Origin of the sequence: Stenotrophomonas sp., assembly GCF_032056425.1 — a bacterium.
In the GTDB taxonomy this organism is placed as follows: domain Bacteria; phylum Pseudomonadota; class Gammaproteobacteria; order Xanthomonadales; family Xanthomonadaceae; genus Stenotrophomonas.
The window spans coordinates 91705-104736 of record NZ_DAMBCN010000001.1 but is presented as its reverse complement, the minus strand read 5'-3'; the positions used below and the strand labels follow the sequence as shown (position 1 = coordinate 104736).

The following is a 13032-nucleotide window of genomic DNA, read 5'->3' as shown; positions in this document are numbered from 1 at the left end:
GGCGTCCATCCTGCAGTCCTCTCCAACGAGGATGGACCATGAAATCCCTGAAGATGCTGCTGCGGTTCGCCATTGTCGGTGGCCTGATCCTGCTGCTTCTGATCCCCCTGATGATGATCCGCAGTGTCATCAGCGAGCGCAGCAGCTATCGCGATGACGCGTTCTCGCGGGTGGCCGAAAGCCGCGCCGGCACCCAGCAGCTGATCGGCCCGGTGCGGGTGGTGCCGTGGGTGGAGCGCCAGCAGGTGGAGGTGGTGGACGCTCACGGCGTGAAGAAGACCGAGGTGCAGACCACCGAGGGCCAATGGTTGCAGGTGCCCTCCACGCTCGACGTGAACGGTGAGCTGCTGCCCAGCCAGCGCTCGGTGGGCCTGTTCAAGGTGCCGGTGTACAGCTGGAACGGCCAGATCAAGGCGACCTTCGCTGCCGACGACTATCCGGTGAAGGCCGGCCGCGTCTACGGCCAGCCGTACGTGGCACTGGGCGTATCGGACGCCCGCGGCCTGGTCGGCACGCCGAACCTGCGCGTGGACGGCAAGCAGGTTCGACTGCAGCCGGGCGTGGGCGCGGCCGACGCGCTGGGCCGTGGCCTGCATGCGCCGGTGGCCGGCTTGGCCGACGCCAGTGGCGGCAGCCTGGCGGCCAGCAGCGTGGAACTGGAACTGCGCCTGGATGGCAGCCGCGCGCTGTCGGTGGTGCCGCTGGGCGACGACAACCAGATTGCGCTGCGCTCGAGCTGGCCGCACCCCTCGTTCACCGGCGCGTTCCTGCCCAACGAGCGCCGCGTGGACGCACAGGGCTTCGATGCGCGCTGGGCGGTATCGTCGCTGGCCTCGGACGCGCAGCACCAGTTGCGCAAGGGCGGCGATCTTGATGCGCAGGCGGTAGCGGTTTCGCTGGTCGATCCGGTGGACAGCTACACCCAGGCCGATCGTGCATCCAAGTACGGCGTGCTGTTCATCGTGCTCACCTTCGTCGGTTTCATTCTGTTCGAACTGATCAAGGCGCTGCGCATCCATCCGCTGCAGTACCTGATGGTGGGCCTGGCGCTGGCGATCTTCTTCCTGCTGCTGATCAGCCTTTCCGAGCACATCGCGTTCTGGCAGGCCTACCTGGTCTCGGCCGTGGCCTGCATCGGCTTGCAGGCGGTGTATCTGGCCAATGTGCTGGGGCACTGGAAACGCGGGCTGGGCTTTGCGGCGATGCTGACGGTGCTGTACGGCGCGCTGTACGGGCTGCTGGTCTCGGAAAACAACGCGCTGCTGATGGGTTCGCTGCTGCTGTTTGCGATCCTGGCCGTGGCGATGTGGGTCACCCGCCGCGTGGACTGGTACGCGCTGGGCAGCGAGCAGAAGTAAGGAGCACGCCATGGGCTGGCGCCAGGGATTGCGGCAACGGGCACAGCAGGGCATCCCGTCCCTGCTGGAAGTGGATGCATTGCTGCAGGCACATGGGGTGCTGGCGGCCCTGCCGGGGGCACGGATCGCTCCCGGCCTGGTCCGCTTCCAGCTGGCCGCGGTGACCTGTGAGGGATTGCAGCGGAAGGGACTGGATTGGCTGGTCGGCGCGCGGCAGGGACGCGGCGCGCTGGCCGGGCGGGTGCCGCGCTACCGGCCATGGAAGGCCGGCGCGGCGGCGCTGTCGGAGATCGGCATCGACGGCCTGCCGCCGGATTGGCCGGCGCATGCTGGGGTGTACGGCTGCAGCAGCGTGGACCAGCGCCACTGGCTGTTGCTGCTGCCGGAGCGCGCGCAGCTGTGGCTGGGCTGGCGTGGCTAGCGGCAGGCACAATGCGCTGTCATCAGGAGAAGCAATGCCATGGACATCGTAAGACTGAGCGAGACCCGCGACGGCTATGACATCGATACGAAGGGCTGGGATGCCTACGTAGCGTCGATCGAAGCGGGGCTTCCGGCGCCGGTGAAAGCGTTCGTGGCGGCACCGTGGCGCTACGACTTCAGCGATCCCCGCTGCCTGCATGACGCGCGGCTTGAACACCTGGCGCTCAGCGAGGGGGAAGACGAGAACGGTCGCCCGCACGAGGTCCTGCTGGTGCTGCAGGGCGCATGGGGCGGGCGCATCGAACTGCGCTACGGGCAGGTGTCGCGGCTGCGGGTGGACAAGCACGGCGGGCCCTCGGAGGGATTCGGCGATCTGCTGCTGGAGGAGCTGGTGGCGGTCGGCGCCGGCAGCTTCCGCCACGAACTGGTGTTCGTGGAGGGCACACTGCTGCTGGAGTTCAGCGATTTCCGCGAAACCCAGATCGATGTTCCCGTGCCGGAAGTGGCGGGCCCATGACCGATGGGACGGGGGGCACCTGCCGCCACTGGCTAGACTCGAACGCTTGATGATCGAGCCGAAGGGCAGGGGTACGGCGTGTTGAAGTGGAGCGGGCTGAAGTGGGGTGTGCTGGCCGCAGCGCTGGTGATGGGCGGCAATGCAGGGGCGCAGCAGCGCGAACCGGTCGACCTGGACATGGTCAGCCGTATCCGCCAGGAGGCGTTCCACCGGTCGCAGGTGATGGACACCTTCAGCTATCTCACCGAGCGCATCGGCCCGCGCCTGACCAATTCGCCGGCGATGGGCCGCGCCAATGCGTGGACCCGCGGCAAGTTCAGCGAATGGAAGCTGGACAACGTGCACGACGAAGCCTTCGATGATTTCGGCCGTGGCTGGGAATTCACCTCGGCCAGCGTGGAAATGCTGGGCGACCGCGTGCAGCCGCTGCACGCGCTGCCCAAGGCGTGGACGCCCGGCACCCGTGGCCCGGTCGAGGGCGAGCTGGTGCACGTGGAGATCAAGAAGCCCGAGGACATCGAGAAGTACCGCGGCAAGCTGCGCGGGAAGATCCTGCTGCTGGGCGAGGCGCGCGAGTACAAGCGCGGTACCGAGGCCGATTCGCACCGTCACGACGCGACGTCGCTGGAAGGCCTGCAGGAATTCACCCTGCCCAAGGATGCCGCTGCCGAGCGCGCCAAGCGGGTGAAGGAATACAAGGAACGGCAGGAGTTGGCGGCCAAGGTCAATGCCTTCTTCGTGGAAGAGGGCGCGCTGGCTGCGATCAGCATCAGCAGCTGGGACAACGGCATCATCCGCGTGGCCGGCGGCGGCTCGCGCAAGGCCGGCGAATCGGTCGGCATTCCCGAGCTGGCGATGATCGCCGAGCACTTCAACCCGCTGGTGCGCGCGCTGGCGGCCAAGCAGAGCGTGCGCCTGCGCGTGGATGTGGCCGCACGCTTCACCGACGAGGCCGACCAGCCCGGCTACAACACGCTGGCCGAGATCCGTGGCAGCAGCAAGCCCGACGAAGTGGTGATGATCGGCGCCCACCTGGATTCCTGGCACAGCGGCACCGGTGCGGCCGACAACGCCGCCGGCGTGGCGGTGATGATGGAAGCCATGCGCATTCTCAGGGCCACCGGCGCCAAGCCCAAGCGCACCATCCGCGTGGCGCTGTGGAGCGGTGAGGAACAGGGCCTGATCGGCTCGCAGGCCTATGTGGCCAAGCACTTCGGCCGCTTCCCCGAACCCACCGATGCGGCGCAGAAGGCGCTGCCGGCTTCGCTGCGCGACCCGACCGGTGCGCTGCAGAAGACCCGCGATTACAGCAAGTTCCAGGTCTACTTCAACATGGACAATGGCTCGGGCCGCTTCCGTGGCATCTATGCGCAGGAAAACCTGGCAGCCATGCCGATCTTCGAGGCCTGGCTGGCCCCGTTCCACGATGTGGGCGCCACCACTGTGGCCACCCGCAACACCGGCAGCACGGACCACATCAGCTTCGACCGCATCGGCTTGCCGGGCTTCCAGTTCATCCAGGACCGGCTGGACTACTTCACCAACGTCCACCACAGCCACCTGGACACCTGGGACCACGCCGAGCCGGACGACCTGAAGCAGGCGGCGGCGATCGTGGCGTCATTCGCCTACAACGCGGCGATGCGTGAGCAGTCATTCCCGCGCAAGGCTGAACCGCAGCCCTGAAAAACCGGGCGGCAGGGGCCGGGCGCACCGGCCCCTGCTTGCCTTTCCGGGGCTGGTGGTAAAATCGGCGGATTCCCGTTCCCCGAGCGCCCCATGATCTGCCGCACCCGCTTCGCCCCCAGCCCCACCGGTTACCTGCACATCGGCGGTGCCCGCACCGCGCTGTACTGCTGGCTGGAGGCCCGCCACCGTGGCGGCGAGTTCGTGCTGCGCATCGAGGACACCGACCGTGAACGCAGCACCCAGGGCGCGATCGACGCGATCCTGGAGGCGATGGACTGGCTGGGCCTGGACTACGACGTCGGCCCGATCTACCAGACCGACCGCGTGACCCGTTACCTGGAAGTGGCCGAGCAGCTGGTGGCCGACGGCAAGGCGTACTACGCCTACGAGACCCGCGAAGAGCTGGACGCCATGCGCGAGGCCGCCATGGCCAAGCAGGAAAAGCCACGCTACAACGGCGCCGCGCGTGACCTGGGCCTGCCGCGCAAGGACGACCCGAACCGCGTCATCCGCTTCAAGAACCCGCTCGACGGCACCGTGGTGTTCGACGACCTGATCAAGGGCCGCATCGAAATCGCCAACAGCGAGCTGGATGACATGGTCATCTTCCGCCCGGACGGCTACCCCACCTACAACTTCGCGGTGGTGGTGGACGATTGGGACATGGGCATCAGCGAGGTCATCCGCGGCGACGACCACATCAACAACACCCCGCGCCAGATCAACCTGTACGAAGGCATCGGCGCCCCGGTGCCGAAGTTCGGCCACATGCCGATGATCCTGGACGAGCAGGGTGCCAAGCTGTCCAAGCGCACCGGCGCGGCCGACGTGATGCAGTACAAGGACGCCGGCTACCTGCCCGACGCGCTGCTGAGCTACCTGGCCCGCCTGGGCTGGTCGCATGGCGACCAGGAGCTGTTCAGCCGCCAGGAACTGATCGAGCTGTTCGACGTGACCCACTGTAATTCCAAGGCCTCGCGCCTGGACATGGCCAAGCTGGGCTGGGTCAACCAGCACTTCCTGAAGACGGAAGAACCGGCCAGCATCGTGCCGCACCTGGTCTACCAGCTGGAAAAGCTGGGCCTGGACGTGGCCGCCGGCCCGGCGCCGGTGGACGTGGTGATCGCCCTGCGCGAGCGCGTGCAGACCCTGAAGGAAATGGCCGAGAAGGCCGTGGTCTGGTACCAGCCGCTGACCGAGTACGACGACGCCGCCGTGGCCAAGCACTTCAAGGCCGGCGCCGAGCTGCCGCTGGGCAAGGCCCGCGAACTGCTGGCGGCCCTGCCGGAATGGACCGCCGAAGCCGTGGGCGTGGCCCTGCACGACGCTGCCGCCGCCCTGGAAATGGGCATGGGCAAGGTCGCCCAGCCGCTGCGCGTGGCCATCACCGGCACCCAGGTCAGTCCTGACATTTCCCATACCGTGTACCTGGCCGGCCGCGAGCAGGCCTTGAAACGCATCGATGTGGCCATCACCAAGGTAGCAACGGCCTGAGCCCTGCCGCCCAGACCTGAACCGGAGAACGCGCATGCCCGCCAAACCAGCTTCTGCCTGTACCGCCCCGCACCACCACGTCCACGACGCATCGGATTTCGTGGCAGTGGTCGAGCGTGTCTCGCGTGAGCGCGGCCTGCGCCTGACCCCGATCCGCGCCAACGTGCTCAAGCTGATCGCCGAGGCCGGCAAGCCGGTCAAGGCCTACGAGTTGCTGGAGTGGGTGCGCAACGGCAAGGGCGTGGGCGCCGATGCCCCGCCCACCGTGTACCGCGCGCTCGACTTCCTGATGGCCAATGGCTTCGTGCACAAGCTGGAATCGGTGAACGCCTTCGTGGCCTGTCACCATCCCAGCAGCGCGGCGCACTCGGTGCCGTTCCTGATCTGCAACAGCTGCCACAGCGCGGTGGAGCTGGAAGACCGCGAGATCGTCACCCAGCTGGAAAAGCGCGCCAAGGAACTGGGTTTCCAGCCGCAGGCGCAGACCCTGGAAGTGCACGGCCTCTGCGCGCGCTGCGCCGGCTGACGCAACGGTAGTGCCGGCCGCTGGCCGGCATGAGGACCGGGGTCGGATCCCTTTGCCCCAGGCAAAAGGCTCTGACCCCATCTCACAGACGCTGCCGCAGCCGCTTCAACGCCACCTTGCGCGCAGCAACCATCTCTTCTTCCTCCAGCGCCAGCGACTGCAGCCACGCCATCGCTTCAGCCACCGATGCACCGCGCGCGGCATACAGCGCCAGGCTGCGGCCCTGCGCGGTCGGCGCCTGTTCCCACGCGCGTTGGACCTGGCGCAGCAGCGCCTGCTGCGTCGCCACCGGCACCACAACGCCCTTGTCGAACGACAGCAGCGAATTCAACGCAGCCAGCGCCCGCGACGGCGCCGACATCGGATCGCCCTGGCTGAAATCCACCTGCTCGCAGAACGCCAGCAACGCCGTGACCGACGCCGCGCTGCGCACGTCCTCCAACACGCCGATGGCATACGTCGCCCGCCGCGGATCATCCAGCAGCGGCTGCAGCCCCGCCACGCCACCGTGGCCGAATGCCGCACACGCCTGCGCCCACGGCGCCATCGGCGCGAGGTGGGTGCCGTCGGCGTTGTACTGGAACTCCTCGCGCCAGCCGTACAGCGCACACAGACGCTCGATCTCGGCCGCGCCTTCTGCACCGTGTTCCAGTGCGAAGCGGATCAGATCCTCCACTTCCACACTGCCGCCATGTTCCAGCGGCGCAGGGCCCTTGGCCGCTTTTCTGGCCAGTGCGTTGAATTTCATGTCTTGTGCCTGTTCCTGGCATAGAGCAGTCGAGCATGGCTCGACTCTACAAAAAAAGCGGAGCAACAGCCCCCGCTCTTGATTTTTATTCCTTTGATTCACGTGGCTGACGCGCACGAAGAATGTCCGTGGCCGGGTGGGTGGGGCAGGCGGGACCGCAGGCGCCATGGATGGCGCCTACGAGCCCCCATGGACGGGTTTACGGCGTGTCCCGACTGCCCCACCCACCCGGCCCATCCAGCAAACCCCAACCGCAACGATCAGCCACGAGGGGCTCCGCCGTTCGCCGCCTACGGCGAAGCCGCGCGGCCGGGCAGCAAGAGCAGTCGACCAACGGGCGACTCTACCGCGCAGGCGCAGGCGCAGGCTCCGCCGCCGTATCCACCCGCGCGATCACCGACATCCCCGGCCGCAGCCGCGCCGCCAGCTCCTGCCCCGGATCAATCGAGATCCGGATCGGCAACCGCTGCACCACCTTGGTGAAGTTGCCGCTCGCATTGTCCGGGCGCAGCACGCTGAACTCCGAACCGGTGGCCGGCGCGATCTGCTCCACGTGGCCGTGCAGGCGCTGGCCCTTGAAGGCATCCACCGAGAACGTCACCGGCTGGCCGATGCGCATCTGCCAGGTCTGGCCTTCCTTGTAGTTGGCCACCACCCACAGCGCTTCCGGTACAAGGAACAGCAGCTGCGAACCGGCCGCCACGTATTGGCCCACGCGTACACTGGCCTCGCTGATCTGCCCGTCGCGCGGCGCATGGATGACCGTGTTGGCCAGGTCGATGCGCGCCAGTTCCAGCTGCGCCTGCGCGCTTTCCACCTGCGCCTCCAGGCCCTTGCGCGCGACCTGGGTGGAGACCAGCGTTTCCTCGGCAATGCGGATCTGTGCCTGTGACTGCTGCACGCTGGCCTGCGCCGAGGCCTGGGTAGTGCGGAACTTGTCGCGGTCGTTGATCGAGACCAGCTGCTGCGCTGCCAGTTCCTCATAACGCTTGGCTTCGTTGCGCGAGCGCTGCAGCTCGGCCTGGCCAGCCGACAGCGTGGCGCGTGTCGAAGCGATCTGCGCGCGGTTCTGTGCCTGCGACTGGTCCGAGTTGGCCAGTGCCGCGCGCGCGCTGTCCAGCGTCGCTTCGGCCTGCGCCACCTTCTGCGCGTAGATGCGGTCGTCGATGCGCAGCAGCGGCTCACCCTTCTTCACGTGCTGGAAGTCCTTCACCAGCACCTCGGTGACATAGCCCGCCACCTGCGGCGCCATCACCGTGATCTGCCCGCGCACGTATGCGTTGTCGGTGACCATCACGCTGCTGGTGAACGGCCACAGGTTCCAGGCACGCAGGATCAACGCGATGCCCAGCAGCGCCACCACCACCATCACCACCACGCTGCGTGAGCTGGGCTTGAGGTATTTCGGTGCCGCCGCGGGCGCGGCAGGCGTGGGCGCAGGCGCGGCATCGGTCGGCGGCGGTGGGCTGACGTTCTCGGGGGCGTCGCTGTCGGGGCGGGGCGGGAGCGGGGACATGGCGGCGGGCTCAGTGGGGCGGGGCGGCGGTGGCCGCAAGGGGCGGAGACGGGTGGCGCTTGTGCCATTGCTTGAGCACGGCGGTGCGCAGCGACAGCAGCAGCAACCAGCACAGGAAGCCGATGGCCAGCCAGCCGCTCAGGGTGAACACATCATTGAAGGCGCGCACGTTGGCCTCGCGGCGGGCCGTGGTCGCCAGCTGCGCGGTGCCCTGCGCGCTGCGCAGCACCGGGTCGGTGATCTGCGCGGCGTAGATCTGCTGCTGGATGCGCAGGCGCTGCGCGACCACCGGGTCGGCGGGGTCCAGCTGGCTGGTGATCGCGCTGGAATACAGCTGCTCGCGGTGCAGCTGGAAGGTGCCCAGCACCGCCGAACCGGCCAGGCCACCCAGGGTCTGGGTGATCGACAGGGTGACCAGGAAAGTGATCATGTGGTCCACGCCCTGTTTCAGCGCCGCGGAAATGCCGAGCATGATCAGCGGGCCCATGAACATGCCGGCACCGACGGAGGCCAGGAACTGGCTGATGTAGAAGTCGTGCGGCCGGTCCAGGCTGGTGCGGCTCTGGTCGAAGAACGCGGCAGTGCCCAGCAGCAGGATGGCCATCAGCAACTGGGTGATCAGCCGCTTCGGCCCGAAGGTGAGCGAAGCACCGGCGATGCCGACGATCACCCCGGCCAGGATCACCACGAACAGCGGTCGCATCTGGTCCGGGCCCATGCCCAGCGTGCGCATCAGGTTGACCACGCCGTAGGACTGTTCGGTGGTGAGGAAGCGCAGCAGGAACGCGCCGACGATGAAGTGCAGCACTGGCAGCGTCGACAGCCAGCGGATCTGCAGCAGCGGGTTGCGCCGGTAGTGCTCGATGACCAGTGCCGTGGTGGCCAGCGCGATCGAAGCGACCAACGCCCAGCCCAGCCACGGCGTGTTCAACCACCAGCGCGTGTAGCCCTGCGCCAGCACCACCACCAGCAGCGCCACGGCCGGTGCGAGCAGGGCGAAGGTGAGGAAGTCCAGCGGTTCGAACGCCTTGATCTGCATGCCCGGCGGCAGCTTCAGCACCACCACCGCCGCGAACGCGCACAGTGCCAGGCCGGCCTCGAACGAGTACAGCTGGTGCCACTGGCCGGTATCGACCAACGTGGGCGAGACGATCCAGGCGATGGGCACCGCCAGCTGTGACAGCCCCACGCCCACCACCAGCAGGTTGCCGGTGAAGCGACGGGGCAGGGCCTGCAGCATGTACAGCGTGCCCAGGGTGGAACAGGCGGCACCGGCAAAGCCGCTGGCGGCGCGGGTCAGCAGGGTGGTTTCAAAGCTGCCCACGAACAGGTGCAGCACGGCCAGCGCCGCATACAGGCCCAGACCGATTTCGGCGAACAGGCGGATGCCGTACTGCTGGCGGAACTTGAAGGCCAGCAGGTTGGCGGTCACGTTCACCATGGCGTAGGCGGCGACCAGCCAACTGCCCTGGGTGGGGGTGAGGGCCAGCTGCCCCTGCAGGAACGGCAGGTTGGCGGTGACCAGCGCATTACCCAGGCCACCGGTGATGGCCACCAGCAGCGATACCAGTGCGTAGGCCGCCCGCCGCTGCGGCGGGTGCCACGGCATCGAGGCCGACCCGGGCATGGTCGGCTTCTCGTGCTCCTCCCAGTCCGGAATCGGTTTGAGGTACGGCTGCACCATCAGCGGTCTCCGCTGGCTGCTCCCTGCAGGCCCCCGCGCAGCAGCTGCAGGGCGCGCCCGGCCAGCTGCGCGCGCTCTTCGCGGGTCTTGCCGCGCAGGGCTGCGCCCAGCATGCCCGAGATCAGTGAAATATCCGTCTTTTCCAGGTCCGGGCGGCACAGCCCGGCGGCCTTGGCGCGCGCGATGGGGGCTTCCAGCAGGTCGCGCACGGTCTCGCGCGCGATACGCATGGCGGGCACGTCCGAATCCACCGCGCGCCAGTAGTCGGCCAGCGCCGGCGAATCGATGATGCGCTGGGCCATGCCCTCGAACACTTCGAACAGTGCATCGTCGCGGTCACCCAGCTGTTCCACCTGGCGGCGGATGCGGTCGACCGTGCGTTGCAGCAGGGCCTGGATCAGGGCGGTGCGGTCGGGAAAATTGCGGTACAGGGTGGCGCGGCCCACCTGGGCGCGTTCGACCACCAGGTCCAGCGGCGCGGTTACGCCGTGTTGGCCGAACACATGGTCGGCGGCATCCAGGATCAGGGCCCGGCGGGCGGCAGCATCGGCGCGTTGTGTGGTCATGGCTTCATTTTCGGACAAATATGTCCGGTTGGCGAGACGTTCAGTGACGGGATTGTCCGTTTGTTGCTCTACGCACATCTTTGTGAGGGTGACGTGAAGGCCACTCTGCCACGGAAAAGGGGCCCGAAGGCCCCTGTGCTGTTTCCGACGATCGGGGTCAGAGCCCTTTCCTGCGGAAAGGGATCCGACCCCGGGGTCAGTAGATCCACGCCATGCGTGGATGGCCTGATCAGAAGTACGCGCGGATGCCGAAGGCGACACCACGGCCCGGCAGCGGCGAGTAATCACGCAGCAGCGAAGTGTGCGGACGCACTTCGCGGTTGGTCAGGTTGCTGCCGTCCAGGAACACCTCGTAGCTGTTGCTGTCGTTGCGGTCCCAGCGGTAGGCGAAGTGCGCATCGACCAGGGTGTAGCCGTCGCTCGGCTCCTCGTTCTGGGCCACGTCCTTCTGCCGGCTGTAACGCACCGCGCCCACCGAGGCGCGCCAGCCGTCCTTCGCCCAGCGCAGGTCGGCGCCGACGCGGGCCGGGGCGATGCGCGGCAGGTAACCGGTATTGGCCAGTTCAACGCTGTAGTTGTGGTTGTGGTCGCCATGCGGCACGGCGATGTCCAGGTTGCGGCTGCCATTGCCATCCAGCTTGGCCTGAACGTAGTCACCGAACACGCGCAGGTCCCAGTCACCGGCGCCGCCTTCGAACAGGTGCACCAGCGCTTCGGCCTCGGCGCCCTTGAACACCGCATCCTGCTGCGTCCAGGCACGCACCGGCAGGCCTTCGGTGATGCCGGTGTCGGCCAGGTAGATGAAGTCCTTGAACTTGGTCTGGTAGATCGCGGCAGAGAAGTCCAGGCGCTCGCTGTGGGTATGGATGCCCAGTTCGACGCGCTGGCCGCGCTCGGTCTTCAGGTTGGCATCGCCGATTTCAAGCGAACGGGTGGCGATGTGCGCGCCTGCGGCGTACAGCTCTTCGTTGGTGGGCGCACGCTCGGAGCTGTCCACGCCAATGCGCAGGTCGACGGCATCGTTGAGCTTCCAGATGCCGGCGGCGGACAGGTTGGTGGCGTCGAACTTGCGGCGGCGGTAGTCACCGGTCGGGTCCAGCTTTACCTGGTCGTGGCGGCCACCCAGTTCCAGCTTGAACGGGCCGAACTGCTTTTCCTGCAGCACGAACAGGCCGACGTTCTTCGTGTTGGTGTCCGGCACGAAGGCTTCTTCGCCGCGCGCGCCGAAATCGCTGTTGCCGAACTGCAGGCCGAAGGCACCGTCCCAGCCGCCGATCTGCTGCTGCACCGCTTCCAGGCGGGTTTCAATGCCGCGGTTGGTGAAGCGGGTGGACGGTGTGCCGGCTTCCAGTTCCACGTGCTCGTAATCGGTGTAGGCCACGCGCGCGTTGACGTTCTTCAGGAACGAGACCGGGTTGTAGATGCCGGCCTTGGTCTCGAAGCGGTTCTGCACCATGTCGATGCGCACGTCGTGCTCGTCACCTTCTTCCTCGTCGCCATGGTCGTGGTCGTGATCATGGTCGTGGTCATCGCCTTCGGCATGCACGTGGGCGCCGTTGGGAATGCCGTAGTTGGTGCGGTAGGTGCTGGCCGACACGCCGAAGTAACCGCCTTCGCCCAGCCAGGTGGCACCCACGCCACCGGCGCGGGTGCGGATGGAGCTGTTGTCCAGGCGACCGCGACGCGGCTCTTCGCCTTCCTCGCCCGCGTGATCGTGGTCGTGGTCTGCATGATGGTCTTCCAAGCTGTCGATCACCGCGTAGCCGGGAATGCGGTAATCATCGCCGTTGCGCACCAGGCCATCGACATGCAGCACCACGTTGCCGCTCACGCCGTCCAGGCGGAACATGCCGCTGCGTTCGTCATTGACCGAGTTGCCGCGCAGTTCGGCGCGACCGCTGAGCGGGCGGTCCGGCAGGTCGCGGGCAATGCGGCCATCGACCACGTTCACCGCGCCGCCGATCGCGCCGCTGCCGAACAGCAGGGTGGCCGGGCCCTTCAACACTTCGATCTGGTCGGCCAGGAACGGTTCGATGCTGGTGGCATGGTCGGCGCTGACGGTGGAGGCATCCATGTTGCCCATGCCGTTGGACAGCACGGCCACGCGCGGGCCTTCCTGGCCGCGGATGATCGGGCGGCCGACGCCGGGGCCGAAGAAGGTGCTCTGCACGCCGGGCAGCTTGGCCACGGTGTCACCCAGGGTGCCGGCCTTCTGTTCGTCCAGGCGTTCGCCGGTCAGCACGTCCACCGGGCGCGCCAGCGACTCGGCGTCACGCTGCAGCGGCGAGGCCGTGACCTGCACTGACGACAGCTCGGTCAGGTGGCGGTCACGTTGGCCGGCATCGTCGCCGGCGGCGAACGCCGCTGTGGGCAGCAGCGCCGCGAGCGCCAGGGCAAGAGAATGCGGCTTCAACCGCGGAGAATGGGCAGACATCGGCAAGTCCTTTGTTACTTTGTATCAATCGGGTGGCGCACGTATCCCGTCGACTGACAGGGGGAGGGGAAACGTGC

The 13032-nt window shown here is 67.5% G+C and carries 11 protein-coding genes; 6 read left to right on the top strand and 5 right to left on the bottom strand.

Translation table 11 applies throughout. From position 1 onward, the window contains the following. Positions 1-38: 38 nt before the first annotated feature. The 6 genes from creD (at position 39) to RTY46_RS00430 (ending at position 6007) form a co-directional block, all read left to right on the top strand. Complete coding sequence (creD, locus tag RTY46_RS00455) at positions 39-1358, top strand: cell envelope integrity protein CreD (RefSeq protein WP_312706152.1); 1320 nt, start codon at positions 39-41, stop codon at positions 1356-1358. A gap of 10 nt (positions 1359-1368) precedes the next feature. After that, positions 1369-1779 (top strand): hypothetical protein, encoded by a 411-nt coding sequence (locus RTY46_RS00450; protein WP_312706151.1) that lies wholly within the window; start codon positions 1369-1371, stop codon positions 1777-1779. Positions 1780-1818: 39 nt separating this feature from the next. Beyond that, positions 1819-2298: a hypothetical protein gene (locus RTY46_RS00445; RefSeq protein WP_312706150.1), complete on the top strand. Its 480-nt coding sequence runs from the start codon at positions 1819-1821 to the stop codon at positions 2296-2298. 129 nt (positions 2299-2427) lie between these two features. Beyond that, a complete protein-coding gene (locus tag RTY46_RS00440; protein ID WP_312706335.1) occupies positions 2428-3984 on the top strand; it encodes a M20/M25/M40 family metallo-hydrolase in 1557 nt (518 codons plus the stop codon). A 93-nt stretch (positions 3985-4077) separates the two neighbouring features. Further along, a complete protein-coding gene (gene gltX, locus RTY46_RS00435) occupies positions 4078-5481 on the top strand; it encodes a glutamate--tRNA ligase (protein ID WP_312706149.1) in 1404 nt (467 codons plus the stop codon). A 34-nt stretch (positions 5482-5515) separates the two neighbouring features. Then, positions 5516-6007: a Fur family transcriptional regulator gene (locus tag RTY46_RS00430; protein ID WP_079221204.1), complete on the top strand. Its 492-nt coding sequence runs from the start codon at positions 5516-5518 to the stop codon at positions 6005-6007. Between the two features lie 82 nt (positions 6008-6089). On the opposite strand, the gene RTY46_RS00425 is transcribed toward RTY46_RS00430, so the two are convergent. The 5 genes from RTY46_RS00425 to RTY46_RS00405 form a co-directional block, all read right to left on the bottom strand. Beyond that, entirely contained in the window at positions 6090-6755 is a 666-nt protein-coding gene (locus RTY46_RS00425; RefSeq protein ID WP_312706148.1) for a hypothetical protein, read from the bottom strand. Between the two features lie 343 nt (positions 6756-7098). Next, on the bottom strand, positions 7099-8271 hold the full coding sequence (locus RTY46_RS00420; RefSeq protein WP_312706147.1) for an HlyD family secretion protein: 1173 nt from the start codon (positions 8269-8271) through the stop codon (positions 7099-7101). A 10-nt stretch (positions 8272-8281) separates the two neighbouring features. Then, a complete protein-coding gene (locus RTY46_RS00415; protein ID WP_312706146.1) occupies positions 8282-9955 on the bottom strand; it encodes an MFS transporter in 1674 nt (557 codons plus the stop codon). Next, on the bottom strand, positions 9955-10521 hold the full coding sequence (locus RTY46_RS00410; protein WP_312706145.1) for a TetR/AcrR family transcriptional regulator: 567 nt from the start codon (positions 10519-10521) through the stop codon (positions 9955-9957). The genes RTY46_RS00415 and RTY46_RS00410 overlap by 1 nt, the downstream gene beginning before the upstream one ends. A 229-nt stretch (positions 10522-10750) precedes the next feature. Continuing rightward, complete coding sequence (locus tag RTY46_RS00405; protein WP_312706144.1) at positions 10751-12955, bottom strand: TonB-dependent receptor; 2205 nt, start codon at positions 12953-12955, stop codon at positions 10751-10753. Between the last annotated feature and the right edge of the window lie 77 nt (positions 12956-13032).